This is a genomic window from Rhizobium sp. P1_C7 (genome assembly GCF_056406295.1).
Window position 1 is genome coordinate 123,400 of record NZ_JBFUAL010000009.1, and the last position, 26,016, is coordinate 149,415.

Consider the following 26,016-nt stretch of genomic DNA (forward strand, 5'->3'; position numbering starts at 1 on the left):
AATCCAAAGGTATCGGGGACACCTTCGTACAATATCCCGGCGCGGCTTTTGGCGCGATGGTCCCGTCAGAGCGGAGGGACGGTGCGATCGTCCGGCACGTTCCCGGCTCATGGCCGGCGTTAGCACAACAATCGAAGACAAAAGCGCACCGGCCCCCGTCTGGCGGACGAAGCGCGTCGCGTCGGCAGAACGGAGGCAGGCATGAGCGTGCATAAGACAGTGGTGATCACCGGCGCTTCGCAGGGGATCGGAGCCGGCCTGGTAAAGACGTTCCTCGACAGGGGTTACAACGTCGTCGGCACCTCCAGAAACATCAGCGAGACGACCCTTTTCGACCGCGCGGGCCGCTTAGAACTGATCGACGGCGACGTCGCGGATCCGGAGACGGCGGAGCGCGTCACGCAGCAGGCCGTAGAGCAGTTTGGGTCGATCGACGCCCTCATCAACAACGCTGGAATCTTCGTCACCAAGCCTTTCCTCGACTACACCATCGACGATTTCCGCCGCCTTTCCGCGACAAACATCGAAGGGTTCATCCACTTCACCAAGCATGCTGTCAGACAAATGCTTCTGCAGAGGTCGGGCGGCAGCATCGTGACAATCACGTCGTCCCTGACAGATCACCCGATCAAGGGCGTCACCGCATCCGTTCCGATGATCACCAAGGGCGGCCTCAACGCGATTACGAAGAGCCTCGCGCTAGAATTCGCTGCGGACAACATCCGCGTCAACGCAGTTTCGCCCGGCGTCGTTGACACCCCCCTGCACGCGAAGAACCCAAGGGACTTTTTGAAATCTCTTTCGCCCATGGGAACGATTACGGCCGTACAGGAAATCGTCGACGGCGTCGTCTATTTGACCGAGTCCGCAAATATCACCGGGGAGGTGCTGCACGTCGACAACGGCGCACATCTTGGAAAATGGTAGTTCCGAACGCAGAAGCGCGCATACGGGAGCTTTCCCTCGTCCTTCCCCCGGCGCCGACGCCCTTCGGCGCATACGTCGAGGCGGTACAGAGCGGATCGCTGCTTTTTCTGAGCGGCATGCTGCCGGTGGTCGGGCACGTTCCCGTTTACATGGGGCTTGTCGGAAAGGACATCTCGGTCGCCGAAGGTTACGACGCCGCTCGAACGGCGTGCTTGAGCGGTCTGGCGGCAGCGCGTTCGCACTTGGGCTCGCTGAACAGGATCCGGACGGTCACAAAGCTCGGCGTCTACATCGCGACGCCGGGAGACTTCCGCGAGCATCCGAAGGTCGCCGACGGTGCATCCGAGCTGCTCCTTTCGATCTTCGGCGCCGAGCGTCTCCCACCCCGCATCGTTCTTGGCGTTTCCAGCATACCGCTTGGAATGCCGGTCGAGATCGAACTCGTCTTCGAGATCGAATCCTAGCGAACGCGTTCGCTCAAATCCAAGATGGAGGCAGCTATGAAGGTCAAACCACCGAATTCGACAGGCGCCCTCGCCATGTCGTCAAAGTTCCTCACCGCCGCGGCCCTGCTGCTCCTGCCGGCGCTCGCCCTTTCCGGACAGACGAAGATCGCCGAAAGGGTGGAAAGTCCCTCCGACACGAAGTCCGAGTCTGGACAGGCGCAGATCAGGGTCGAAAAGCGGACGCCCGCCTATTGGCACGTCACGTTCGACAACCCTCCCTTTAACATCTTCGGACCGGAGACAATCCCGCAGATGGAGAAGGTCGTCACTCAAATCGAGACAGACCCCGATCTCCGGGTCGTCGTCTTCGACAGCGCGGTACCCGGTTTCTTTCTGACCCACTACAACTTCACGCCCCCGCTTTCGGAGTCGACCAGCCTCCCCTCGGGACCGACCGGCCTCCACCCGCTTCCAGACATGCTGGTCCGCATAAGCAGGGCGCCGGTCGTCTCCATTGCCCTGATCCGCGGACGGGCGACAGGCGTCGGCAGCGAGCTTGCTCTTGCCAGCGACATGCGTTTCGCCAGCCGGCAGAAGGCGATCCTGTCGCAATGGGAGGTCGGAGCCGGCTTTGTCCCCGGCGGCGGCCCGATGGCCCGCCTTCCCAGGCTGATGGGACGTGGCCGCGCGCTGGAAGTTCTTCTCGGATCCGACGACATCAACGGCGATCTCGCGGAGGAGTACGGCTACGTCAACCGCTCGTTTGACGACGACAAGCTCGATCCGTTCGTCGAGGCCCTCGCGACCAGGATCTCCGGCTTCGACCGCCAGGCGATCGCCGACACGAAGCGACTGGTCGATTTCGCAAGTCTCCCGAGCGACCCGGAGATCGGGGCCGGCTGGGACGCCTTCATCACGTCGGTTCAGCGCCCGGTTGCGCAGAAGAATATCGGCAGTCTGATGGACATGGGCCTGCAGAAGGATCCGGATATCGAAGCCAGGCTCGGGCACTACACGGGGTCTCTGGCCGAAAAGTAGGCCGAGGGGTGCCCGCGCAATGGTACGGCAGGTGGCGCGGGCACCAATTATCGAATTGCCGGCCATGTCACGAGATCGCGCGTCCACTCTGCGGACGCAGCCACGCAACCATGGAGACGTCACATGCACAGCATCGAAAACCAGATCGTCGACTCGTCCTTTTCGGCCGTAATCAACGCACCGATCGAGAAGATCGACATTCCGCTGTGGTGCTTCAACCTGCCGGAAAAGGAATATCAGGAGTGCTCGCCCGCACACATCGCCGCGGGCTTTACGACAGCGCCCGACGGCACGCGGATGTCGATCAACGTCGAGACCATCGGCGGAAGCTTGATGGTACAGCATTATATCGAGACCTTGGGTGAAAAGGACCATCTGATCCTGGACTCCGATTCCGACGTGTTCACGCCGAACGGCCGGGTGACCATCCATGTCACCTGGGAACTGAGCGTCAAGAAAATCGATGCCGCACACTGCGAATTCACGAACCGCGTCAGATCCTACGCGACGGACGAGATGATGGCCTTCCTCGACCGTCAAGGCATTCCCTTCGATCTGTTCCGCACCCAGCGCCAGCCGATGTCCATCGCCCACAACAAGGGCGAGACGCCGCTCTTTGCGGCCAGCATCGAGCGCGCGGCGCTGAAGAACACGTCCTCGAAGGCGGCCTGACCGCCGAACCGCCTAAGGAGAAGTCCATGACACAACTGTCCTTCGATCAGAGCAACACGGGATTGCTCGTGGTAGACCCCTACAACGACTTCATCTCGGAAGGCGGGAAGATCTGGCCGCGTATCAAGGAGGTGGCCGAGGCGAACAACTGCGTTCCGCACATGCTCGAGGTATTGAACGCGGCGCGTGCGGCGAAGCTCCGCGTCTTCTTCGCAATGCATCATCGCTACCGCGCGGGCGACTACGAAAACTGGAAGTTCGTGGCGCCGATCCAGCGTGCGGCGTGGCACCGCAAGAGTTTCGAATTCGGAACCTGGGGCGGTGAATTCCGCGCCGAATTCGTGCCCGTGGCCGGCGAGGTCGTCGCGTCCGAGCACTGGTGCTCGAGTGGCTTCGCCAACACCGACCTGGACCTGGAGCTGAAGCGGCACGGGATCCAAAGGGTCATCGTGATCGGCCTTGTCGCCCACACGTGCATCGAGGCCACGGTCCGCTACGCCGCGGAGCTTGGCTACGACGTGACGGTCGTGAAGGACGCTGTCGCCGACTACTCGCCGGAAATGATGCATGCAGCGCTGGAGGTCAATCTCCCCAGCTATGCCAGCGCCATCGTCGACACCGAGGAAACCATCGCCGCGATCGCCCTCACCCACGCGCCATAGGCTCGCGTCCGAGCCATCGCCAACATCCGTCGGGCGTCCATACGCACGCCGGATTTCACACGCGTTAAAAGTAATACTTTTTGCGCGCCAAGGGTTGGCATGCTCAGCGTCGACGCCTATGTGAGTTCGACGGCCAGCCGCCCACGGCGATCTCTGCAATCGACCTGGCGAGGCGGTGTTAGGCTCTTCGTTTTGAAAGGATCCACGATGACACTCTCCGGCGACCTCCTTATCGGTGGCGCGAACATGCGCGGCGCGGGGGCGGCTTTCTCCGCAATCGATCCCGCCAACGGCACGCCGATGGAACCGAGGTTCGCGGGCGCGACAAAAGAGCAGGTGGAGAAAGCCACGGCTTTGGCGTGGGACGCCTTCCCGGTCTACAAGGAGACTTCGCTCGAGGATCGCGCGCGTTTCCTGGAAGCCATCGCTGAAAGCATTCTCGCGCTGGGCGACGATCTCATCCTGCGAGCGATGGACGAAACCGGCCTGCCGCGCGGACGTCTCGAAGGCGAGCGCGCCAGAACCGTGGGCCAGCTTCGCCTGTTCGCAAAGGAGGTCCGCGACGGCGATTTCCAGGAACTCCGTTTCGATCCAGCCGACGCTGACCGCAAGCCGGTTGCGAAACCGGATCTTCGCCTTCGCAACGTCGCGCTCGGCCCGGTCGCAGTATTCGGGGCGTCGAACTTCCCACTCGCCTTCTCCGTCGCCGGCGGCGACACCGCCTCCGCCCTCGCAGCAGGCTGCCCGGTCGTCGTCAAGGCCCACTCCGCCCATCCCGGAACATCGGAGCTCGTTGGCAGAGCCGTCTTGAAGGCAGTCGCCGCATGCGGCCTTCCCTCTGGGACCTTCGCGCTGCTGTTCGATGCAGGGTTCGAGGTCGGCCAAGCCCTGGTCGCCGACCATCGGATACGCGCCGTCGGCTTCACGGGCTCGCGCCGCGGTGGTACTGCGCTCATGAAGATCGCATCTGAGCGCAAGCAGCCGATACCTGTCTACGCAGAAATGAGCAGCATCAACCCGGTCATCCTCTATCCGGACGCACTGGGGAACCGGGGAGCCGAGATCGGAAAATCGTTCGCGTCATCGCTGACGCTGGGGGCTGGCCAGTTCTGCACGAATCCAGGCCTCATCATCGCCATTGACGGTGCGGGCCTCCAGGCATTCATCGAGAGCGCCGCTGCAGCACTCGCGCAATCTCAGGCTCAGACCATGCTGACCGGCGGCATATGCGAGGCCTATCGCAAGGGCGTTGCCAGGCTGGCGGCCTCGTCCTGCGTGTCTCAGGTCGCTGTGGGGAAGGACGGAACGCACCACCAGGCCGCGGCCGCCCTCTTCGAAACGACGGCTGCCGCGTTTCTCGCTGATCCCGAACTGCAGGAGGAGGTCTTCGGCGCCTCTGGACTGATCGTCCGCTGCCGGGATGATGCAGAGCTCAGAAGCGTTGTGGCATCCTTGGAAGGTCAGTTAACCATCGCCCTGCATGTCGACGCGGACGACCTTCCGGCCGCCTCGCAGATGATCCCGCAATTGGAGCTTCTTGCCGGGCGGCTTCTCGTCAACGGCTTCGGCACCGGGGTCGAGGTGTCGCCGGCGATGGTCCACGGCGGGCCGTATCCCGCCACGTCGGACGGAAGATCGACCTCGGTCGGTACCTTGGCGATCTATCGTTTCCTGCGACCGGTCTCCTACCAGGACTTTCCGGTCGAGCTGCTTCCGAAGCCGCTCCGAAAGTCATAAGCGCCCTGCGACCTTGGTAACGATGTCGTGGGGGCGATCAACGCTCCCACGACGCAAGCTCTAACTCCGGCGATCAGATTTCCACCGCTTTGGCGGCCATCGTAGCCTTTGCCCACCAGACCAGTTCATCCAGCGCAGTCTTGGCAGACGGCAGGAGATTCGCTTCGATTTCCTCGATCGGCTTGTTGCCGCCCATCGGGAACACCGCGAAGAAGTCCCCGCCGCCAATGTGAACAGCGGCGTGTGTCGAGACCATCTGCAGCTCGACGCCGATACCCCTCAGGTGCTCGAGCGCGCGCGATCCTCCGGTGCTGCCGTAGGCGATGGCGGTGAACGGCTTGCGGCTCCATTCCGTGTAGGCCTGGTCGAGGGCGTTCTTCAGCACGCCGGTGATCGAGCGATTGTATTCCGCAACGACGAAGATGTAGCCATCGTAACGGCCGACGGTCTCCTGCCAGCGGACTGCTTCGCGGTTCTGGCTCGGCGCCCACGCGTTCGACGCCACCTCGTCGAAGAACGGCAGCGGATGGTCCCGCAGGTCGACCAGTTCGACGTCGATGTCGTCGCGCGCCTGCGCTTGCTTGAGTATCCATTGCGCCGGTTTATCGGCGAAGCGGGTGGGACGGGTCGAGCCGATGATGACGGCGATTTTCGGTTTCGAAGCCATTGCATCCTCATTTGGGTTGGTTTGTGTTGATGCCCCTCGTTCCGGGGATCAGTTGCTGTTCAGGGCGTCCGCATACGCATAGAGCCCAGGGGAACCTCCAGTCATCAGGAACAGTACGTTCGATCCTGGCGCGATGACGCCGCGTTCGATGTCGGAAATGAGACCGGCGAAAGCCTTGCCCCCGTATACGGGATCGAGAAGCAGGCCCTCCGATCGGCCGACCATCCTGACCGCCTCGACCATGTCCGGCGTCGGAATGCCGTAGCCGCCGCCGAGTTGGCCGCCGCTTATCGTCAGATCTTCCGGCTTGATCCGCTCTTTCCTCGAAAGGAGCTCGAGGACTGCGTTGACCTTGTCGACCGTCGCACGGACGCAGGCGTCTGCGGGCGACAGGACGGTATGCGCCCTTATCCGGGAAGGATCGCTTCCTTCGATCACCATTCCGGCTGCCAGACCGGCGTGCATGCCGCCACTGCCGTTCGGAATGACGATATGGTCGAACGCCATTCCCATTTCGGCCGACTGGATCGCGAGCTCGAAGGCGCAGTCGACATATCCGAGACAGCCGACCGGTGTCGAACCACCAAGCGTTGCTACGAATGCCTTTCGGCCAGACGTGGCGATCTCGGACGCCCGGCGCGTGGCGAACCCGCCCGCATCGTCGCCCCTCGCGAGAATATGGAGGCGCGCGCCGAACAACTGGTCCAGCAGCACGTTGCCATTGCCCTGATAGATCTCGGCGTCGCGCAGGACCATCTGCGCAAGCACCAGTTCACAGGCGAGTCCGGTTCTCGCACAGGCGGCTGCGGCCAGCCGGGCGAAGTTCGATTGCACTCCACCGATCGCGATGATCGTGTCGCAACCCTCGGACTTCGCCTGGCCTATCAGAAACTCGAGCTTGCGAAGCTTGTTGCCTCCGCCGCCGAGTTCCATGAGATCGTCTCTCTTCGCCCAGATCGAGACGGCTCTTCGCCGGTCCCCCAGCACCTGCTCAAGACGACTCATGCGCTGGATCGGCGTCGGTCCTTGCATCAGAGGCACGCGCGGGAACCGGTTCAATAGATCACTGTCGGGCATCGCTCATCTCGCATTTGAAGTGTTGTGTCATCAAGTTCATCGAAACATCGGCCACTGCGTTCGTCGCCTTTATTGGGAGGCTAGCGCCGGTGTCCGATAGCGCGCCGCCGGAATGTTGCGAGAGAGGTTTGGCATCAGCTTTTGGCGGGCCGCCTCGTAGGCGTTCCAGTCGTCAACGTCGGGCACCGAAGGAAGGGTGATCAGCTCGCCCATGTCGAGACCGGCGAGCGCGGCGTCAACCGCATCGTCCGCCTTCATGAGGATCTGGTCGGGTAGATGGTCGAGCGATCCTCCCGAGGCCTCCCAGAACGGGGTTTCGACAGCGCCTGGCAGAACTGCCTGGATTCGAATGTTCTTTTCGGCCAGCTCCTTCTGAAGCGAGAACGTCAGCGCGATGACGTACGCCTTCGTCGCGCCGTAGACGCCGTTGAGGATTTCCGGCGCAATGCCCAATGCGGAAGCCATGTTGATGATCGTTCCATGCTCGCGCGCAACAAAGGACGGAGCGACGGCATAGACCAGACGGGTCAAGGCCGTCACATTGATCTTGATCATCCGCTCCATGGCCTCCACGTCCGACATGAGCAGCGGCTCGACGGCGCCGACGCCGGCATTGTTGACCAGCATCGTGATCGACGGATCGCTGCGAAGGATTCCTTCGATCTTCAGGAGGTCCTCCCGCTGGCCGAGATCGGCTCGAACGGTTTTCACGTTTCGACCAGTCGCATTCGCGATATCCTTGGCAATTCTGGTGAGCGAATCCTGGCTTCGCGCCACGAGTATGACGTCGTAGCCGCGCCGCGCCAGCCGGTCGGCGTAGAGCGCCCCGATGCCAGACGACGCGCCTGTGATGAGCGCAGTTCCTCTTGGAAAGTTTGTCATGTCTTTTCTCCTTGCTTGGCGTGCAGTCGTGCGGATCGTCAGCGCAGCGTCCTGAACGCCGTCCGCAGCTCCGATGTGAAGAGGTCTGGCTGTTCCCAGGCGGCGAAGTGGCCACCCTTGTCGACTTTGTTGTAGTAGATGAGGTTGTGGTAGGCCTTCTCGGCCCAGCTCTTCGGTGCCTGGTAGATCTCGCCCGGAAACACGGTGATCGCGGCAGGGATCCTGATGTCCACGGCGTTGAAGTTGTTGGCGTTGTTTTCCCAGTAAAGGCGCGCGCCTGAGGTCGCGGTTCCCGTGAACCAGTAGAGCGAGATGTCGTCGAGCATCTCGTCCTTCGTCAGAGACTTCTCGGGATCGCCGCCGCTGTATGTCCAGTCCGCGAACTTGTCGTAGTACCAGGCAGCGAGACCGACGGGCGAATCCGTCAGCGCGTAGCCCAGCGTCTGCGGCCGGGTGACCATCATGAGAGCGTAGCCCGCTCCCTTCGTGTAGAGCGCGTTCATCTGCTCGTAGGCGGCTTTCTCGTCTGCTGAAAGCCCGGCCGGTGCTGGTTCGCCATCGGCAAGCGCCTTTGCGATTTCAGGAGGAACGGTCGCCGGCATGTTCGTGTGAATGCCAAGCAGCCCTTCCGGCGCCTGGGCTGCCATCTTGTCGGATACGACAGCGCCCCAGTCGCCGCCCTGCGAGACGTAGCGGTTGTAGCCAAGCCGCTTCATCAGTACATGCCAGGCCCGCCCGATGCGATCAGGACCCCACCCGCTCTCGGTCGGAACCTGCGAGAAACCGTAGCCGGGCATGGAAGGAATGACGACGTGGAAGGCATCCTCGGCGGTGCCGCCGTGCGCTAAGGGATCGGTGAGTGGTCCGATTGTCTTGACGAGCTCGAGCACCGATCCCGGCCAGCCATGTGTCATGATCAGGGGCAAGGCGTTTTCATGCTTGGACTTGACGTGGATGAAGTGGATGTCGAGGCCGTCGATCGTCGTCATGAATTGAGCGTGCGCGTTCAGTTTCTTCTCGCCCCTGCGCCAGTCATATTCGGTGCCCCAGTAATCCACGAGCGGCTTCAATTTCTGAAGCTGGGCGCCCTGCGACCGATCGGGGACCGTTTCCTTTCCGGGCCAGCGGGTGGCGCGGACGCGGCGTCGAAGCTCGTCGACCTCGTTCTGGGGGATCGCGCATTCAAAGGGGCGGATGGCGTCTGCGACCGATGAGGCGCGGGCCGCCCTCGCAAGGACGCTGATCGCGGCCGTCGCCGCCGTGGCTGCGAGCAGTTCGCGCCTTGTCGGGGACAGGGCGGTCATGGTTTCAACTTCTGCAGACATGACGTTCTCCGTTTGGGTCGACCTGGTTGGAATGCGTCATAGGGATCGGCCGGCATCGGCTCGGACGCTATTGCACGAAGGTATCGGCGATACCTATGGACCGGTTGCGAGCGTGCAGCAAAAGGACCGACACCTTCGCACAATGGACAGCCACGCGGGCGCGGGCGCATCGTTCCCGTGGCGGGAATGCCGCGGATGAATTCCAAACCGAGGGAGATCGAAATGGCAATCCAGGAACCGAACAGACCGACGGCCGCCCCCACCAACGACGTCGACATGAAGCTCGAGGTCGTCGTCATTCCCGTGTCCGACGTCGATCGCGCTAAACTCTTCTACACCGGCCTCGGCTGGCGGCTCGACGCCGACGTTTCCGGCAAGGACGGCTTCCGCGTCGTCCAGGTGACCCCTCCTGGCTCACCCTGCTCCGTCATCTTCGGATCGAACGTGACGACCGCAGCACCGGGGTCCGCACAAGGACTCCATCTTGTCGTCTCGGACATCGAGATGGCCCACGCCGCCCTTGCCTCCCGCGGCGCCGAGATGAGCGGCGTCTTCCACGATGCCGGCGGCGTCTTCCATCACAAGGGCGCCGACCACCGCCTGCCTGGCCCCCACCCTTCGCGTTCGAGTTACGGCTCTTTTGCTTCCTTTTCCGATCCGGACGGAAATGGCTGGCTGTTTCAGGAGGTCACGACAAGACTGCCTGGCCGTATCGACGCCAAGGGTGCGGCGTTCACATCGGTGAGCGATCTTGCCGCCGCTTTGCGAAGGGTCGCCGCCGCCCACGGCGAGCACGAAAAGCGCGAGGGCGGAAAGCACGACGACGCTTGGCCGGATTGGTACGCCGACTACCTGGTCAAAGAGCAGGCAGGCGCGACCCTGCCGACCTGAATTGGGCTCTTAGTGCGCTCGACCGCGCAAAGCGTCCGCGCGGTACTCCTATACTGCGCACTCCGGAGACCAACCCACCCGTCATCGAGTTCGACGTCTTCGACGACCAACTGGGCAGTTCGCGCGGTTGTTTAAGGTGCCCAACCTGATCTGCCCACGCCGGCATTCATGACGGCCTTGCTTCGCATTCCGGTCTTCCTTCATGGCTTTCTGCTACGGCAGATTGCTTTGGGTCGTGTCGTGCCCACTTCGGCGTTGGCCCCTTTTAGATGCATTGACGCGTCGGGAGAATTGCCGCACTGAAGACGGCACTCAACCGGCTTTCGGCATAATCAAGATGCAGGCCGCGCCTGCGTCGCGATCCGTGCCAGTTCCGATCTCAGGCGAGGAACTGCGAAATCAATGAAGGATCTAACCTTGGGAACCCCTATCCGTCCCTGGGGCGTCAGAAGGTGGACTGGAAGTGCAGCGGGTTCTTCTGCCGCGAGGACGACCTGAAGTCTTCCGTCCCGTACAAGGTCGGCAACGTGGTAGGAGTAGAGTCTGGTAACGCCCATTCCCGCAGCCGCCGACGCTGCGGCGGCGCGCACGCTATTGACGACATATCGGGGAGCGAAGTGAACCGTCCTCGGGATCGACGATCCGCTGACGGGCGTGAAGCTCCAGGACTCAAGACCGAAATTCGAGAATGCGATGATCTGGTGCTTCGACAAATCGGACGGCTCGTCGATCGCAGTAGTGTTCGCAAGGTACCGTGGAGAAGCGACGACAACCCGCCTGACGTCGCCACCGATGCGTGTCGAAATGTGCGTTGAGTCGGTCAGATTTCCGATTCTGAGCGCGACGTCGACGCCCTCGTCGACCAGGTTCACGAAACGGTCAAGCATCAGAAGTCGGACGGCGACGTTCGGATGCTTTTGGAGATAATCGTCGAGAATCGGTCGAAGAACCTCTTCGCCAAGGATTGGCGGCGCCGAGATTGTCAGCACGCCGCGTGGAGAGGAGCGTTCAGCACCGGCAATGATATCGGCCTCCTCGAGGTCGACAAGCACCCTCCTGCAGGCTTCGATGTAACGCTGACCGGCCTCGCTGAGCTTGAGGGTTCTTGTCGTACGATGGAGCAGTTCGACGCCCACATGCTGTTCCAGAAGCGCAAGGGCTCGGCTAATGGCCGTCGGAGACCGTTTGAGACGTCGCGCCGCGCCCGCAAGGCTCCCTTCCTCCACGGCCGTGACAAACACCTTCATTGCGTCGATCCGATCCATTCCCTGCTCCGTGACTTTGCTTCGGCACCAGTCATCGTAGGATTTGCTGCTCAGGTAAATACGGCAGAACCCATCCAATGGTATCGACGATACCTCGTTGCAAGAGCGCGGCCCTGGCAATGTGGGGGCTGGCGCCTGGGAGAACCGATGGTAGAGGCGATGCATGGGAAGGGTTCTCATCCGGCCATCGAACCGCGCTCTGAAGTTGGATTCCGGCGGAAAATATCGCACTGTATGGTTGTAATAGAAGGGGTCGACACCTTCGTACAATGGACAGTGTTCCATGCACGAAGCATGATCGCTTCCGACGGGTTAACAGCAACCTGGGATAGCGGACGATCGACGTCATCGTTCAGAACAACGTTTGGACTTTGCCTTGCGAAAAACCCGTCGTGACAGAGTGGCGTTGAATGCGGTTCGCACTTTCCTGTTGCAATTGAACACATAGACCTGAGCATCTTGTCTTCCTGGCGCGCGGCAGGCTTAGATGCCGTGAAAGAACTATCCAGACGGGATTTTGATGGTGTCAAAAGCACGGCGCGTTTCTGTCGTAGATGATGATGAATCGGTCAGGGAAGCCCTCCCCGACCTCTTGAGGGTGCTTGGATTCGAAGTCAGGGCGTTTTCTTCCGCCGCGGAGTTTCTTAAGTCGGATTGGATGACAAGGACCGAGTGTCTGGTATTGGACGTCGCAATGCCGGGGATGTCGGGTCCCGATCTGCAGGTGGAACTGAGACGGCTTGGCCAACAAACTCCGATTGTATTTATTACCGCACACAAGGATGAAAATGAACGGCTCCTTCTCATTCAAGGGGGAGCGTCGGCATGCCTGTTTAAGCCATTCAGCGAGGTCGCACTTCAGGAAGCCTTGGACAAGGTGTTCCAATAGTTGGTTGCAGACTGCTATCGGTGGGCGCTTTTATTTGCAACCTTGGGCGCGCCATGCTGCGCACCCGACACCATTGGATAATACATGGCAGGACGCCTAACTCGTAGGATGGCTTCCTTGGGCTAGTGGCAAGTGGCGAGAGGAGAGGTATCGGAGTGGAACTCGGTCGGGTTCTGGACACGCTACCAGGGATGGTGTTTTCGGCCGACCCCGGCGGGCGCATTGATTTCATCAACATGAGCCTCGCGGAATTTGCCGGTGCCCTCGAGAACTGGCCGCACGGTGATATTTGGCCGATCGCTGCGTCGCCCGACGACGTAGCGGATATCGCCCGGATCTGGCGGATCAGGTTTGCGTCGGGCGAACCCTTCGAGATGACGATACCCGTGCGCGGCAGGTACGGCGAGCATTGCCGCCTTACCATCTGTTGCAATCCGTTGCACGATGAAGGCCGGATCGTAAAATGGTACGGCCGAGCTGTCGAAGCGCCGACGACGCAAATCGATCATAGCAAGCACGACAATGACTTCCAAAGGATCGTAGACAGTATCCCCGTGCCAGTCGCCGTGACCACGCCGAACGGTGATGTGGAGGCTCTCAACGAACCGGCGCTGGCCTATTTCGGCATGACGTTGAAGGAACTCCAGGACTGGAAAGCTACGGCAGTCGTGCATCCCGACGACTTGCGAAGCACGATCGACCACCAGATCGCGGCGCATGTGAGCGGCACGTTCTACAACGTCGAGAGCCGCCATCTTCGGGCCGACGGCGTCTACCGCTGGCACAACGTCCTGGGCCTTCCTTTAAGAGACGTGGACGGAAGCATCCTCTGCTGGTTCCACCTGCTCGTGGACATCGACGATCGCAAGAAGGCGGAGATCGAGCTGGCGGCGCGGGAGCACGAAGCGCGCCTGATGCTGGAAAGCATTCCGGCTGGCATAGGCGTACTTTCCCCGGACGGCCAGGTCGAGGCGGCGAACGAGCATCTGCTTCGTTACTACGGGCAGACCTTGGAAACCATCCGTCAATGGGCGCACAACGACGTCGTTCACCCCGACGATGTCCCGCGTCTGGCCGAAGCCCTCGACAGCGCAGTCGAAGTCGGTGCTCCATACGATATCGAAGTACGCCTGCGCGGAACGGACGGGACGTATCGGTGGTTCCAGGTGAGCGGTCAGCCGCTCAAAGCCGAAGACGGCAGCGTCGTGCGATGGTACGCGCTCCACGTGGACATTGATGACCGCAAGCGCGCCGAGCAGGCCCTCAGAGACGCCGAGTTCGATCTTCGCAAAATTATCAACGCGTTGCCAACGTCGGTATGGAGCACCCGCCCCGACGGCTATTGCGACTTCCTCAACGATCGATGGCTCGACTATGCCGGCTTCACTGCCGAAGAGGCAGAGGGCTGGGGCTGGAGTGGGGTGCTCCATCCGGACGACAAAGAACAGGCAGTCGCGTTTTGGAGTGAGTGCCTGACCACTGGCGTCCCCAATGATCTCGAAGCGCGCATGCGCAGATTCGATGGCGAATACCRCTGGTTTCTATTTCGCGTCAATCTGCTCCGCGACGACCAAGGCAACGTCGTCAGATGGCTCGGGACGAATATTGACATAGAGGATCGCAAGCGCGCCGCACAGGCCCTTGCCGACCGTGAACGCGAATCCAGGCTAATCGTCGACGGGATTGCGGGGATGATCGCTCTGTTTTCGCCGACGGGGGAGTTGAATGGCGCAAACCAACAGCTGCTCGACTATTTCCAGCTTCCGTTGGAAGAGGTGAAACACTGGGACACAAACGGCATAACCCACCCCGAAGATCTGCAGATATGCATCGACAACTTCATGGGTTCGATCGTCACGGGGGAGCCGTACGACTACGAGACGCGCTTTCGCAGGCATGATGGGGTGTGGCGATGGTTTCAGCTTCGAGGGCTTCCCCTTCGGGACGACGACGGCGCAATCGTCCGGTGGTACGGGCTACTTACCGACATAGACGACCGAAAGCGCGCCGAGGAGAAGCTGAGGCGGAGCGAAGAATTCCTGGCGGACGCACAGCGTCTTAGCAGGACGGGAAGCTTCTCAATGAACCTCGGATCCGACGCGATCACATGGTCCGCTGAAACATATCGCATCTTCGACGTCGACACGTCGACCCCTATATCCCTTGCTACCGTACTGTCGCGGCTTCATCCGGACAGTGTGCCGACGGTGCAGAAAGTTGTAGATCAGGCGCGCGACGGAGGCGGCGACTTCGACTACGAGATCCTGCTTTTAATGCCTGACCAGTCGATCAAGAACGTCCGCGTTCTCGCCCACAGCGAGCGAAACAAGGACAGTGATCAGGAATTGACCGGCGCTGTGCAGGACATCACCGAAAGCCGACTGGCTGAGGAGGCATTGAATGAAGCTCGCTCGCAGCTATCATATGTCACTCGTATAACGAGCCTGGGCGTCCTCACTGCGTCCATCGCACACGAAGTCAACCAGCCGCTTGCGGGAATCGTCGCGAACGCCAGCACGTGTCTTCGTGTGCTCGTTGCCGAGCCTCCGAATATCGAACTCGCCAAGGAAACCGCGCGGCGAATGGTTCGTGACGCAAACCGTTCAGCGGAAGTCATTGTCCGGCTTCGCGCCCTGTTCAGCAGAAAGCCGGCTTCTGTCGAAGCGCTGGATATCAATGAAGTGACAGGTGAAGTGATTGCATTGGCATTGAGCGATCTGCAGCGAGCACGTGTGTCAGTGGTCACGGATTTCGGCGTTGGGCTACCGCGCGTGGCAGGCGCCCGCGTCCAGCTTCAGCAAGTCATCATGAACCTAATTCGCAATTCCATTGAGGCTTTGGAAAGCGTTTGCGACCGACCGAGGCGTCTCGTAATCCGATCGTCCTCCCATGACGACAAGGAGATCAGCGTCTCTGTCAAAGATACCGGGGCGGGGTTTGGATCTGAAGGGATGGACAGGATTTTTGATGCGTTCTACACGACCAAAAACGAGGGGATGGGGATCGGGCTCTCGGTAAGCCGGACGATCGTGGAAAACCATCTCGGGCGGATCTGGGCACAGGTGAACGACGATCATGGCGTGACAATAACGTTCACCCTCCCGAAATATGGTGCTAGCTCACCTTGTCTGGACCCAGCCAAAGGTGGCCCACTGGACGGGCAATATTCATGACCAGAGCTATTGGGGCCCACAAGGCAACTTCGATCTCCCGATCAGTTACCCTACGAGCTGTTCCCTCCCCAGGGGATAGGAGTGGGAAGCCTCGCAAACTTTAGTGCAGCCGGTACGAAGGTATCGACGATACCATGGTGCAATGGCTGTGAGGCCTCATTGGTGTGACCTTGCCTTCCGAAAAGGCACGGCAATATGAAGGAGGATGATATGTCCCGAACACAGCCGCAGGTCACTCGTCGTACACTTCTCGCCGTCGCAGCGTCCGCGGGTGCCGTCGGTATGGTTCCGCAAGCATTCGCGGCCACTAGCAAGGATTCTGCCCTAAGGCCGTTCAAGTATTCCGCTACCGAAGAGCAGCTCGCGGACCTGCACCGCCGTGTCGCCGCCACTCGCTGGCCCGATCAGGAGAACGTTGCGGACGATAGCCAGGGTGTCCGGCTGGATACGATCAAGAAATTGGCCAAGCATTGGAAAGTCCATGACTGGCGCAAGGTAGAGGCTCGGCTTAACGCCTTCCCGCAGTTCATGACCGAGATCGACGGTCTCGACATACATTTCATCCATGTTCGCTCGAAGCATGAAAAAGCGCTGCCAATAATCGTTACCCACGGCTGGCCGGGGTCGATTGTCGAACAGTTGAAGATTATTAAGCCCCTCACCGATCCGACCGCGTTCGGCGGCACTGAAGCGGACGCCTTTCATGTCGTCGTCCCTTCCCTCCCGGGCTACGGTTTCTCCGCCAAGCCGAGGGAACCAGGCTGGACTCCACCGCGTATCGCCAAAGCATGGGCCGCCCTGATGCAGCGCCTCGGCTATACAAAATACGTCGCCCAAGGCGGTGATTGGGGTAACGCCGTCACGGAGTTGATGGCGTTGCAAGAGCCTCCAGGGCTGCTAGGCATCCACACCAACATGGCGGCCACCGTGCCGGCCGAGATCTCGCAGGCGCTCGCAGCGGGCACTCCGCCAGCGAACCTGTCTGCAGACGAGAAGCGGGCCTATGACCAGCTTGACGATTTCAACAAGAATGGCCTGGGCTACGCGATCGAGATGAACAACCGGCCGCAAACGCTCTACGGCATCGTAGACTCGCCGATCGGACTCGCGGCTTGGATGCTGGATCACGACATCCGCAGCTACCGAATGATCGCAAGGTCTTTCAATGGCGAAAAAGAGGGACTTACGCCCGACGACGTTCTCGACAACGTCACCCTCTACTGGTTGACAAACACCGCGATTTCGTCGGCGCGGCTCTATTGGGACAACGCGCATTTTCCGTCGGGCGGCTTCTTCGATCCCCGCGGCATCAAAATCCCGGTCGCCGTGAGCGCTTTTCCGGACGAGATCTACCAGGCACCGCAAAGCTGGGCCGAAAAGGCATATCCAAAGCTCATTCACTACAACCGGCCACCGAAGGGGGGGCACTTCGCCGCCTGGGAACAGCCGGAGCTCTTCACGGCCGAGCTGCGGGAATCCTTCAAGCCTTTGCGCGACCAAATCTGAGCTACCTTGGGTGAGCCACGCGACCCAGCCAGCACTTCCGATCAGTGGGAGCAATCCGAGAACCGAGGATGCGCATGCTCCGGCAGCGCTTCCGACGGCTCACACCTAAACCGGGATCGCGCCATACTTCCATCCGCTGGAGATCTCCGTCGCGATATCGCCTGGTACCTTCTAACCGCTCTTCAAACGGGTAACAGCGCGATGTGGGTCGTCAGAGCGTCGTGTTGACCAAAAGCCTTCTTGCTCGGCAGAGGTTCTCCTGGGGCCGAGGTCATCGAACTCCAGGAGCGACGCCATCGCTAGACTGCGACTGGCGCCTCGATGGCAGGATGCGGATCGTATCCCGTCACATCGAAATCTTCGATCCGATAACCGTCGATGCTGTCCGGACGCCGAAGCAACCGAAGCTTCGGGAAAGGTCGAGGTTCGCGCTTGAGAAGCGTCTGCGCAAGCTCCATGTGATTGAGATAGAGGTGAACATCCCCTCCAACCCATATCAGCTCGTGCGGTGTCATATCCACCTGTTGGGCCACCATCGCAAGCAGAGCCGCCTGTTGGCAAACGTTGAAGGGGTTTCCGAGGCCTAAATCATTGCTCCTGGTTCCGACCATGAGTGACAGCTTCGGCACCTGCCCTTCTTCCCGTTCTCCAAAGCCGCTTGCAAAGAATTGATAGAAATTGTGGCAGGGATTGAGAGCCATCTGGTCGAGATCGGCGACGTTCCAAGCGTGAAAAAGCATACGACGGCTGGCAGGGTTTGATCGAAGCGTCTGTATCACAGCGGCGATCTGATCGTACTCACGCCCATCCGGACCGACCCAGCGACGCCATTGCTTGCCATACACCGGCCCGAGATCGCCCCATTGAAGAGCGAAGTCTTCGTCCGCGATCACGCGCGCCTCGAAATCTTCTTGGCTGATTTGCGTTCCGGTCGCCTTGCGATATTTGTCGAGCGGCCAATCCGTCCAAATACGGACGTTGTCCATCAGCAATGAACGAATGTTCGTCTGGCCAGTGAGGAACCAGAGCATCTCCTTCACTGCCGTTTTCCAGTAGACGCGTTTGGTTGTGTAAACCGGAAAAGTTCCATCGCTCATGTCGAAGCGCATCATCGCGCCGAACGAGGCAAGCGTGCCGACGCCTGTCCGGTCAATGCGCTTGTCGCCATGGTTCAGCACATGTTCGACGATGTCCAGGTACTGGTATTCTTGGTGACGGGCCATGTCTCTTTCCTGAATTGCGGGCGATCGTGGCGCCCGCGATCCAAGAGATCGAGATACTGCTTCATCGCCCACCACCGATTCCATTCTGCCTATAATTAGGCTCCCCGGAGCCTGAAACCAATCACCAAGTCAGGCCTGTCCAAACAAATCTTGGGTGCCACGCGATGCTTTTGTATTGATCTCCTCCCGTGCGATGAACACAGCGCATTGTCGCTGATGGCTCATTGACCGGTCTTGTCGCAGATCACCTCGCCATGCATCGCCTCTCCACGCGATTGACATCGAAGCAATTGGACCCATCCCAACAATTGTTGGCCGCCCGCGATGCTTTTGTGACGATGGCTCTTCCCATCCGAAACGGAAAACACTATATCAACCCTGCCAGTCTTCGGATTGGCTATGGCGATAAATGAGCGGTGTAATAAGCCTATTGGACCCGGGGGCGGTACCCGGCGCCTCCACCAAAAACCGGCGGCCCTATAATGAGATGGCCGGCTTTTGATGGGGGCGAAACAGGATCGACAAGGGTGTAAAGATCGTCTTTTTGCTCGGCATTGTACCGCCGTTATCGGGCTAAAATTGTAGTTGCAAATGACAACTATGCGGAAGCTCGTCTCGCTGCTTAATCGCAGTGTGACACTTCAAATCAAGTCCTGAAGGTTCGCACCTTAAGGCGGGGTCCGAAGGCACCTGGCAACAGAAGCCTTCACCTTCTCCCTGACGCGCAAATCATGTATGTTTGACAAAGTATGACTCGGCTCCGGCCTTTTCCAAGGCGCCCGGGCATGGCATATAGCTTGGGAAAAGACGACGGACCAACGAAAGACAGGAAAGCATGGGGCAGGATCACATCCGCTACGACATTCTGGCGCAGGACGCGCTGCGCGGCGTTATCCGCAAGGTTTTGTCCGAAGTCGCAGCAACGGGCCGCCTGCCGGGCGATCATCACTTCTTCATCACCTTTCTCACGGGTGCCCCGGGTGTTCGCATCTCGCAGCTTTTGAAGTCGAAATATCCGGAGCAGATGACCATCGTCATCCAGCATCAGTTCTGGGAGATGAAGGTTACCGATTCGAGCTTCGAGATCGGCCTGTCGTTCTCGGATATTCCTGAAAAACTGTTCATTCCGTTCAATGCCATTCGCGGATTTTATGATCCCTCGGTCAATTTCGAGCTGGAATTCGATGTGCCGCTCGCCGACGGTGAGGAACTGCCGGACGCCGAGATCACCGCTTATCCCCTTGCGTCGGAAAAGACTGAGGAAACGCCCGCGGCAAAGCCCATCGAGGGGGACGAGAAGAAACCCGGATCGGTGGTTTCGCTCGATGCCTTCCGCAAGAAACAATAGGGATCCAAGGGAAGCAGCCGCTTCCCTTTTTCATGCCGGAGATCATCCGTGAGCGCCGAAATCGTCAACCTCCGCCAGTTCAGGAAAAAGCGGGCCCGCTCCGACAAGCAAAAGCAGGCCGAGCAGAACCGTATCTCCTTCGGCCGGACCAAGGTTGAAAAGCAACTGACGAAGGCCCTGAACGAGAAGGCCGAGCAGGCGCACGAACAGGGTCACATCGACAGGAACGACGACCGCGAATGACATCAGCAGGCAGCCGAAACGAATCTGCGATCAATCACTTGGCCGCACTTTCGGAATCGCCGTCTCAACGCCTTGAATCAAAACCTGAACCGACGCGATGATCCGAAAGCACTCGACCACCCTGCACGGACATCGCACCAGCTTTTCGCTGGAAGACGAGTTCTGGAGCGAGTTGAATGCCATCGCCGCGGCCCGCGCCGTCCCCCTCGCAGCACTCATTTCCGAAATCGACGATCAGCGAGACCCGGACAGCAACCTGTCTTCGGCGCTGCGGGTATACGTTCTTTCCTCTGTGAAGGTGCGACCGGCTTCGGTCGGACCCACGGAGCTTTCGCATGATCGGAATGGGGAACCGAATGATGGCCGAACGGGTTGAGATCGTACCCTACGATGACGCCTGGCCCGAACATTTTCTGACGATCGCCGGCGCCCTGCGACTGCTGCTTGGCGCGCACGTAGTTGGCGACGGATACACGGCCGCAAAGGCTGCGTCTGTGAACGACGTTGTCGAACGGGCGCGCCTGGCAGGTATCTAGCTCTACGGGCATTCTGCGACCCGCAACAGCCCGCGACCGTTGGCCAGACCGAGCGATCCGATGTCCTTACTGCGGCACCTGCACGCCGGGCAAACCCGGCATCGTCTTGAAATTGAGGGAGTTCTGGGGCGGCAGGAACAGCTCTTCCTGCGCGCGGCGTGCGGCATCCGCCGCCGCCTTTGCATCCGCATTCGCTTTCTCTTGGGCGCGTGCCTCCGCTTCAGCTTTTGCCCGCGCCTCGGCTTCCACCTTCTCGCGTTCGGCCTGCTGTACGGCAAGCGCCCTCAGCCGTTCTTCCTCGGCGCGTCGCTGCGCCTCGATGGCAGCCGCCTTCGCGCGCTCGGCATCGTTGAACTTATAGAGCGATACTTCGCGCCGCAGGCGCTGCTTCTCCAGCACATTCGACTGCAGCCGCTCGACACGCCGCCGCTCGCGCTCGAAGGCGCGCAGCGAAAGGTAGCCGGTGATATCGGTCACATCCATTACCCGGCCAGGCGAGCCGAGCACACCGGAAAAATCGAGCCGCACCGCAGGTTCCGCGCCCGGAAGCGCCTCGCCGCCGGGATTGAGGTTGATGTTGAGCGACGCGGTAATGCGCTCCTGCGGCAGGTCGATCTGGGCATTGCCCGTCACCTTGGCCTGATTGGTCGCGACGGTGACGTTCTGAACGCGCAGGACGCCGTCCGTGACATTGAAGGGTATAGCCGTGGGCGGCAGCTTTGCCTCACCATTGTTGAGCAGCGTCTCGACGATCGGATGCACCTTGCCGGCATTCAGCTGGTCCTGCATCGGATCGGTTGCCGCAAGCAGCGGCGCCAGCATTCCGAGATTGAGGCCGCGGACGCTGGTATCGCCGAGGCGCAGTTCGCCGGAGCCGTTGAGCGAGCCGGCAATCTCCTTCATCGACTTGCCGGAAGCCTCCATCGACACCGACATGCCGAACTTGCCATTGGCAACTGGAGCCCCGTCACGAGGCCAGACGACGCCGCCGAGATCGGCATCGGCAAGCATCAGCTTGGTCTGGAAGAAACCGGTACCGCCGGCATTGGTAAACTGCGCATTGCCATCCACCGTGCCGCCGTCCCAGCCGCCCTTGATGGCATTCAGTTGCAGTTCATCGCCTTTGTAAGTGACGGCAGACGTGAAGTCCGTGATCGGGCTCGACCAGCCGGGCCAGAACTGCTTGGCCGAGAGCGTCAGATTGACGTCCATATCCTTGAAAACAGGCAGGCCGAGAGGTGCCGCCGACAGGGTGCCGGTCGCCGCTTCCGTCATCGGCCCGTACACGGCCTCGCCGAGCCAGACCGCATCGGCCTTCGAAAGTGCAAGCTCGCCTGTTGCCGTCGTCTTTTCGGCCTTGCGGTCGAGGGTCATGGCACCGCTGAATTCATTGTCCGCAGCATGCCCGGCAATGTTGGCGAAAGCGATCTTGTCGCCGTCCACCGTCGCTGTCGTCGTCAGCTTGAAAGGTAGGCCGGTCCCCATCTGCGGGACGCCCACACCGTTCATCACCAGATAGGGGTCGAGATCGGCACTCTCCAACGAAACCGCCATCTGCCCGTTCATGAAAGCATGCGGACGAACATCGACTTTCCCGCTCGCCGTAAACGAGGTGCGGTCGGTCGCGAAGGTCAGCGCAGCGTCGGCAGGATCTGTCCCCTCTGCCTGAACCTTCAGCGTCAGACGGCCGTTCGCATCGGCGTCCACCGGCAGCGGGTCGAGCCCGGCCTGACCGAACAGAATGGAGGTCACATTGTTTTCCAGCGTCGCTTCCAGGCTGGTGGTACCCTTGCCCGTCAGCGCCAGCAGATCGGACATTCGGTAGTCGAGGTTCACGCGGCTGCCATTGGCGACACCAGCAAGCGTGACGGCAAGACCGTCGCCCTGGTCGCCGCCAAGGGTGACAGCGCCGCGCAACGCCGTGTTGGTATACCAGGCCGCATTGCGCACAAGCCGATCCATGACCGGATGCGGCGGCAGGTGCTGCTTGAGCATCATGAAGAAGGACCCGGGATCGGCGGACTTGAAGGTGATCTCGCCCGATCCCTTGTAGTCGAGCAGAGACCCTTCCGCGCGGCCCGTCGCGGTCAGTTCCGCGCCCGCCAGGTTCTTCACCGAGAGCTTGTCGACCGCCAGCGCGCCATCGGCAATGGTGAAACTCGTCTCGACGTCGCCTGCCTCAACACCGAAGGCGGTGAACTTGTCGGCTTTCAATTGCGCCCTGATCTTGTGGTCGAGCACGTCGTCGCCGGCTTCCTGACCGGTGAGGAGCCCGGTCAATGCCCTCAGCGCATCAAGATCGAGCGCATTGCCCGCAAGCGCTACATCCAGGGTCGGCGCCTGATTGGCGATGGCCTGTCTGTCCAGCTTGCCCTTCAATGTCGCCGGCCCGATGGCGATTTCCAGATTGTCGAATAGCTGCCGCCCGTGGGTCAGGCTGACATTTGCGGAGAAGCCCGCCTGCCGCAACTGACGGATCGCGGGATCGACGGAACCCGCAAGCCATGAGGCGAGACCGCTCGGCTGGTTCGACGCCACGGTGATCTCGCCGTCGAAAGACGGTTGTCCCTGAAGATTGAGCCGTCCGCGGCCCTCCACTTGCGTGCGTCCGGGCAGCGTCCCGACCGCATTGTCGATTGTCCAGCCGGTTCCAGCCGGTTCGAGATCGAGCTGCACGTCCCTGATCGTCGTGTCGCCGGCGACAATCGCCGGCAACCGGACGCTTGCCTTGCCGGGCACCTGAGGCACCGGCACCTGCGAGACGATCTGGATCAGCGTGTTCAACCGCTGGCGGGCCGAAAGACCCGGATCCCGCGCGGTCTTCCCCCCCGCCCCCTCGTTTCCGATGCGGTTGACGTCGATTTGCTGGCCATCGGCCGTCAGCAGAAACTGCGGGTTGCCGCCGGTGTCGAGTGTTGCCTCGCCGGTAATGACGTAAGGATCCTCTTGCGAGCCGATCTCCAGCCGGTATTCGGGTATGTGGATACTCTCGTTGGTAAGCTCGAACTTGCCCTTCATGCGCGGTGGAAGAGACGGTTTGTCGGCCGCCTTGGCGCTGCGCACGCTGTCGATCGCCGCGGAAATATTACCCTGATAGTTCGGTCTGCTGTCGACCAGCTTCAATTCACCATCCAGATCGACGGTGACAGGATGCTTGTCGGGTTGCAGGCGTGTGCGCATGCGAAGCACGCCATTGTCGTCCGGCTGATTGCTGGAGATGGAAAAACTGCCATGCTCGCCGTCGAGTGCGGCGTCACCGTCGATGCGCCAGGGACCCGCCAGCGATTTTGCCGACATTTCGGCGTTCAGCCCGGTCAAATGGCGCGTCCGGCCCGACTGGTCGTCGATAAACTGGACATCGGCGCCGCTGACATGGACATTCTCGAGGACGACGGTCCTGGCCGGAATTTCCGGCTGACTGCCGCGCGTCCAATCGAGCGTGCCATCCTTGAGAAGCCTCAGCTTCACCTTCGGATTGACGATCCGCATGTCGAAAATGAGCGCCTCGCCCGACAGGAAGGGAGCAAGCTCCGCATCCATCGAGAACTGTTCGACCTGAACGATCGGCGAACCGTCCGTCTCCTGGCCGACGCGCACGTCATGCAGCGTCACCGACGGAAACGGCAGCAACCGCGCATCGACCGAACCATGCACCACGACCTTCTTGCCGATGATTCGGCTTGCCTGGTCCTCGAAATTTTTCCTGAAGTCTGTCCAGTCGATGAATAGCGGCGCGAGCAGCGCCACGAATAGCGCCACGACAATCAGCCCACCCAGTACGACGAGGAACCGGCCCACCAAGTCAGTCATTCTCCATTCGGGAATCCAATGCGGACACTAGAACATGAAACCGAAAGGTGTGAAGCGGCTTTCCGGCAACATCATGCTCTATTTCCCTGGTTTGGAGGCGCGGTCTGGCTCGTGGCCTGATTCGACATACGAACCCTCGTCTCTAGTGGCATTCATGCCGCAAGCAAGCCAAGATGAATAGAATGTTGATTTTCAGGCATAATGGAAAATCTTACCCGGATTAAAGATATTATCCGGATCGAGCGCCTGCTTGACCTGTCGCATCAGATCGACCGCGCCGCCAAGCTCCTGTTCGAGGAAGGCCATCTTGCCCTGCCCGATGCCGTGCTCGCCGGTGCAGGTGCCGTCCATCGCCAGCGCCCGCGTATTGAGCCTGCCTACGAACTCCTCTGCAACGGCAATTCCCTCGTCCGTCTTGTCGTCGAACAGCAGCAAAACGTGGAAGTTGCCGTCGCCCGCATGCCCGACGATCATTGCAAGCAGGCCGTGCTCCTCGATGTCGGCCTGCGTGTCGCCGATGCAATCCGCAAGCCTCGAGATCGGAACGCACACATCCGTCGAGAGCGCAGCCATCTCTGGCGCCAGCGCACGCGATGCCCAATAGGCGTCGTGCCGCGCCTTCCACAGCTTCGTCCGCTCTTCGGCGTTCACCGTCCAGTGAAATTCGCCGCCTCCGCACTCGGCTACGATCTCCGCAAACTGCTCCGATTGCAGGGCAACGGTTTCGTCCGTGCCGTGAAACTCGACAAACAGCGTCGGCTTCTCGTCATAGTTCAATTTCGAGTAGGCATTGCAGGCCTTGATCTGCAGTGCGTCCAGAATTTCGATCCGGGCCACCGGTACGCCCATCTGGATCGTCATGATCACGGCGTCGCAAGCGGCCCGCACGCTCGGAAAGGCGCACACACCGCCGCCGATCTTCTGCGGTATGCCCTGCAGCCTGAGCGTCACCGAGGTCAGGATCCCAAGTGTGCCTTCGGCGCCGACGAAGAGCCTTGTGAGATCATAGCCGGCGGACGATTTGCGGGCTCGGCGTGCGGTCCGGATTTCCTCGCCGTTCGCCGTCACCGCCGTGACGGCCAGCACGTTGTCCTTCATCGTGCCGTAGCGAACGGCATTCGTTCCCGACGCCCGCGTCGACGTCATGCCGCCGATCGAGGCGTTGGCACCCGGATCTATCGGAAAGAACAGACCGGTATCGCGCAGATAGGTATTGAGCTGCTCGCGGGTGACCCCTGGCTCGACGGTGCAATCCAGGTCTTCAGTGTTCACTTCCAGAATGCGATTCATCCGGCTGAAATCGATTGAAATACCGCCATTCGGCGCGTTCACCTGCCCCTCGAGCGACGAGCCGGCTCCAAAACCGATCACCGGCACCTTGTGCTCGGCGCAGATCTTCACGGCGGCGGTCACATCGTCGGCGCTCTCGGCAAAAAGCACACCGTCGGGCAGCTGCGCGGGTATATAGGTCGTCGTATGGGCATGCTGGGCGCGAAAAGCCTCACCGGTCTGGAAGCGCTCGCCGAAGCTCTGCTTCAGGATGCCGAGAGCGGCCGCGATGCCTGCCTCGTTTCGTTTGCCGGCTTTCGCGTCTTTGAGCGCCATCTCATTGATCTCCCTTACCACAAGCAGCCCGCAGGCAGGTTGGTATGAGACATGACACGGCGCCTGTCCAGTGCAAGAATCGTCGTAAGGGCCC

22 protein-coding genes and 1 other RNA gene are annotated in these 26,016 nt (G+C 60.7%); 15 read left to right on the plus strand and 8 right to left on the minus strand.

What is annotated here, in order from left to right:
• Positions 1-201 precede the first annotated feature (201 nt).
• From AC1D2R_RS16090 to AC1D2R_RS16115, 6 genes are all read left to right on the plus strand, one after another.
• On the plus strand, positions 202-927 hold the full coding sequence (locus AC1D2R_RS16090) for an SDR family NAD(P)-dependent oxidoreductase (RefSeq protein WP_477968272.1): 726 nt from the start codon (positions 202-204) through the stop codon (positions 925-927).
• Entirely contained in the window at positions 921-1,391 is a 471-nt protein-coding gene (locus AC1D2R_RS16095; RefSeq protein WP_477968274.1) for a RidA family protein, read from the plus strand. Before AC1D2R_RS16090 ends, AC1D2R_RS16095 begins: the two co-directional genes overlap by 7 nt.
• A 36-nt stretch (positions 1,392-1,427) precedes the next feature.
• Positions 1,428-2,411, plus strand: coding sequence for an enoyl-CoA hydratase/isomerase family protein (locus AC1D2R_RS16100; protein ID WP_477968276.1), 984 nt, complete (start codon positions 1,428-1,430; stop codon positions 2,409-2,411).
• A gap of 123 nt (positions 2,412-2,534) precedes the next feature.
• On the plus strand, positions 2,535-3,083 hold the full coding sequence (locus AC1D2R_RS16105; protein ID WP_477968278.1) for a hypothetical protein: 549 nt from the start codon (positions 2,535-2,537) through the stop codon (positions 3,081-3,083).
• 26 nt (positions 3,084-3,109) lie between these two features.
• On the plus strand, positions 3,110-3,745 hold the full coding sequence (locus AC1D2R_RS16110; RefSeq protein WP_477968280.1) for a cysteine hydrolase family protein: 636 nt from the start codon (positions 3,110-3,112) through the stop codon (positions 3,743-3,745).
• Positions 3,746-3,952: 207 nt separating this feature from the next.
• Positions 3,953-5,482, plus strand: a complete 1,530-nt coding sequence (locus AC1D2R_RS16115; protein ID WP_477968282.1) for an aldehyde dehydrogenase (NADP(+)) — start codon at positions 3,953-3,955, stop codon at positions 5,480-5,482.
• A 73-nt stretch (positions 5,483-5,555) separates the two neighbouring features.
• On the opposite strand, the gene AC1D2R_RS16120 is transcribed toward AC1D2R_RS16115, so the two are convergent.
• From AC1D2R_RS16120 to AC1D2R_RS16135, 4 genes are all read right to left on the minus strand, one after another.
• The gene (locus AC1D2R_RS16120) at positions 5,556-6,149 is read right to left on the minus strand and encodes an NADPH-dependent FMN reductase (protein WP_477968284.1); all 594 of its coding nucleotides are present in this window, start codon (positions 6,147-6,149) and stop codon (positions 5,556-5,558) included.
• 48 nt (positions 6,150-6,197) lie between these two features.
• Positions 6,198-7,226, minus strand: coding sequence for a D-cysteine desulfhydrase family protein (locus tag AC1D2R_RS16125; RefSeq protein ID WP_477968286.1), 1,029 nt, complete (start codon positions 7,224-7,226; stop codon positions 6,198-6,200).
• Positions 7,227-7,295: 69 nt separating this feature from the next.
• The gene (locus tag AC1D2R_RS16130) at positions 7,296-8,108 is read right to left on the minus strand and encodes an SDR family NAD(P)-dependent oxidoreductase (protein WP_477968288.1); all 813 of its coding nucleotides are present in this window, start codon (positions 8,106-8,108) and stop codon (positions 7,296-7,298) included.
• Positions 8,109-8,146: 38 nt separating this feature from the next.
• Positions 8,147-9,433, minus strand: a complete 1,287-nt coding sequence (locus tag AC1D2R_RS16135; protein ID WP_477968290.1) for an epoxide hydrolase family protein — start codon at positions 9,431-9,433, stop codon at positions 8,147-8,149.
• A gap of 222 nt (positions 9,434-9,655) precedes the next feature.
• Between AC1D2R_RS16135 and AC1D2R_RS16140 the strand changes: the two genes are divergently transcribed.
• Entirely contained in the window at positions 9,656-10,324 is a 669-nt protein-coding gene (locus AC1D2R_RS16140) for a VOC family protein (protein WP_477968292.1), read from the plus strand.
• Between the two features lie 332 nt (positions 10,325-10,656).
• Here AC1D2R_RS16140 and AC1D2R_RS16145 read toward each other — a convergent pair whose 3' ends face one another.
• Positions 10,657-11,589, minus strand: a complete 933-nt coding sequence (locus tag AC1D2R_RS16145; protein ID WP_477968294.1) for a LysR family transcriptional regulator — start codon at positions 11,587-11,589, stop codon at positions 10,657-10,659.
• 520 nt (positions 11,590-12,109) lie between these two features.
• Here AC1D2R_RS16145 and AC1D2R_RS16150 point away from each other — a divergent pair.
• The 3 genes from AC1D2R_RS16150 (at position 12,110) to AC1D2R_RS16160 (ending at position 17,157) form a co-directional block, all read left to right on the plus strand.
• Complete coding sequence (locus tag AC1D2R_RS16150) at positions 12,110-12,478, plus strand: response regulator (RefSeq protein WP_477968296.1); 369 nt, start codon at positions 12,110-12,112, stop codon at positions 12,476-12,478.
• A 155-nt stretch (positions 12,479-12,633) separates the two neighbouring features.
• On the plus strand, positions 12,634-15,651 hold the full coding sequence (locus AC1D2R_RS16155; RefSeq protein ID WP_477968298.1) for a PAS domain-containing protein: 3,018 nt from the start codon (positions 12,634-12,636) through the stop codon (positions 15,649-15,651).
• A 210-nt stretch (positions 15,652-15,861) separates the two neighbouring features.
• Positions 15,862-17,157, plus strand: a complete 1,296-nt coding sequence (locus AC1D2R_RS16160) for an epoxide hydrolase family protein (protein ID WP_477968300.1) — start codon at positions 15,862-15,864, stop codon at positions 17,155-17,157.
• A 299-nt stretch (positions 17,158-17,456) separates the two neighbouring features.
• Here the strand turns inward: AC1D2R_RS16160 and thyA are convergent, their stop codons facing one another.
• On the minus strand, positions 17,457-18,380 hold the full coding sequence (gene thyA, locus AC1D2R_RS16165) for a thymidylate synthase (RefSeq protein WP_477968302.1): 924 nt from the start codon (positions 18,378-18,380) through the stop codon (positions 17,457-17,459).
• 341 nt (positions 18,381-18,721) lie between these two features.
• On the opposite strand from thyA, the gene ssrA reads away from it, so the two are divergent.
• The 5 genes from ssrA (at position 18,722) to AC1D2R_RS16190 (ending at position 20,507) form a co-directional block, all read left to right on the plus strand.
• Positions 18,722-19,091, plus strand: a transfer-messenger RNA (tmRNA) gene (gene ssrA / locus AC1D2R_RS16170).
• Positions 19,092-19,215: 124 nt separating this feature from the next.
• A complete protein-coding gene (locus AC1D2R_RS16175; RefSeq protein WP_477968304.1) occupies positions 19,216-19,728 on the plus strand; it encodes an SspB family protein in 513 nt (170 codons plus the stop codon).
• 48 nt (positions 19,729-19,776) lie between these two features.
• Positions 19,777-19,971: a DUF4169 family protein gene (locus AC1D2R_RS16180; protein ID WP_477968306.1), complete on the plus strand. Its 195-nt coding sequence runs from the start codon at positions 19,777-19,779 to the stop codon at positions 19,969-19,971.
• 97 nt (positions 19,972-20,068) lie between these two features.
• Positions 20,069-20,347, plus strand: coding sequence for a ribbon-helix-helix domain-containing protein (locus AC1D2R_RS16185; RefSeq protein ID WP_477968308.1), 279 nt, complete (start codon positions 20,069-20,071; stop codon positions 20,345-20,347).
• A complete protein-coding gene (locus tag AC1D2R_RS16190) occupies positions 20,331-20,507 on the plus strand; it encodes a hypothetical protein (protein WP_477968310.1) in 177 nt (58 codons plus the stop codon). Before AC1D2R_RS16185 ends, AC1D2R_RS16190 begins: the two co-directional genes overlap by 17 nt.
• 66 nt (positions 20,508-20,573) lie before the next feature.
• Here the strand turns inward: AC1D2R_RS16190 and AC1D2R_RS16195 are convergent, their stop codons facing one another.
• On the minus strand, positions 20,574-24,308 hold the full coding sequence (locus tag AC1D2R_RS16195; RefSeq protein WP_477968550.1) for an AsmA family protein: 3,735 nt from the start codon (positions 24,306-24,308) through the stop codon (positions 20,574-20,576).
• A 201-nt stretch (positions 24,309-24,509) separates the two neighbouring features.
• Complete coding sequence (locus AC1D2R_RS16200; RefSeq protein WP_477968312.1) at positions 24,510-25,922, minus strand: FAD-binding oxidoreductase; 1,413 nt, start codon at positions 25,920-25,922, stop codon at positions 24,510-24,512.
• Between the last annotated feature and the right edge of the window lie 94 nt (positions 25,923-26,016).

Bases quoted from the DNA above. Each gene is read 5' to 3' on its own strand.
- AC1D2R_RS16160 (WP_477968300.1), top strand. From the start codon at position 15,862: ATGTCCCGAACACAGCCGCAGGTCACTCGTCGTACACTTCTCGCCGTC.
- AC1D2R_RS16125 (WP_477968286.1), bottom strand. From the start codon at position 7,226: ATGCCCGACAGTGATCTATTGAACCGGTTCCCGCGCGTGCCTCTGATG.
- AC1D2R_RS16100 (WP_477968276.1), top strand. From the start codon at position 1,428: ATGAAGGTCAAACCACCGAATTCGACAGGCGCCCTCGCCATGTCGTCA.
- AC1D2R_RS16105 (WP_477968278.1), top strand. From the start codon at position 2,535: ATGCACAGCATCGAAAACCAGATCGTCGACTCGTCCTTTTCGGCCGTA.
- AC1D2R_RS16140 (WP_477968292.1), top strand. From the start codon at position 9,656: ATGGCAATCCAGGAACCGAACAGACCGACGGCCGCCCCCACCAACGAC.
- AC1D2R_RS16145 (WP_477968294.1), bottom strand. From the start codon at position 11,589: ATGGATCGGATCGACGCAATGAAGGTGTTTGTCACGGCCGTGGAGGAA.
- AC1D2R_RS16185 (WP_477968308.1), top strand. From the start codon at position 20,069: ATGATCCGAAAGCACTCGACCACCCTGCACGGACATCGCACCAGCTTT.
- AC1D2R_RS16130 (WP_477968288.1), bottom strand. From the start codon at position 8,108: ATGACAAACTTTCCAAGAGGAACTGCGCTCATCACAGGCGCGTCGTCT.
- AC1D2R_RS16120 (WP_477968284.1), bottom strand. From the start codon at position 6,149: ATGGCTTCGAAACCGAAAATCGCCGTCATCATCGGCTCGACCCGTCCC.
- AC1D2R_RS16095 (WP_477968274.1), top strand. From the start codon at position 921: ATGGTAGTTCCGAACGCAGAAGCGCGCATACGGGAGCTTTCCCTCGTC.
- AC1D2R_RS16150 (WP_477968296.1), top strand. From the start codon at position 12,110: ATGGTGTCAAAAGCACGGCGCGTTTCTGTCGTAGATGATGATGAATCG.
- AC1D2R_RS16175 (WP_477968304.1), top strand. From the start codon at position 19,216: ATGGGGCAGGATCACATCCGCTACGACATTCTGGCGCAGGACGCGCTG.
- AC1D2R_RS16110 (WP_477968280.1), top strand. From the start codon at position 3,110: ATGACACAACTGTCCTTCGATCAGAGCAACACGGGATTGCTCGTGGTA.
- thyA (WP_477968302.1), bottom strand. From the start codon at position 18,380: ATGGCCCGTCACCAAGAATACCAGTACCTGGACATCGTCGAACATGTG.
- AC1D2R_RS16200 (WP_477968312.1), bottom strand. From the start codon at position 25,922: ATGGCGCTCAAAGACGCGAAAGCCGGCAAACGAAACGAGGCAGGCATC.
- AC1D2R_RS16090 (WP_477968272.1), top strand. From the start codon at position 202: ATGAGCGTGCATAAGACAGTGGTGATCACCGGCGCTTCGCAGGGGATC.
- AC1D2R_RS16135 (WP_477968290.1), bottom strand. From the start codon at position 9,433: ATGTCTGCAGAAGTTGAAACCATGACCGCCCTGTCCCCGACAAGGCGC.
- AC1D2R_RS16190 (WP_477968310.1), top strand. From the start codon at position 20,331: ATGGCCGAACGGGTTGAGATCGTACCCTACGATGACGCCTGGCCCGAA.
- AC1D2R_RS16115 (WP_477968282.1), top strand. From the start codon at position 3,953: ATGACACTCTCCGGCGACCTCCTTATCGGTGGCGCGAACATGCGCGGC.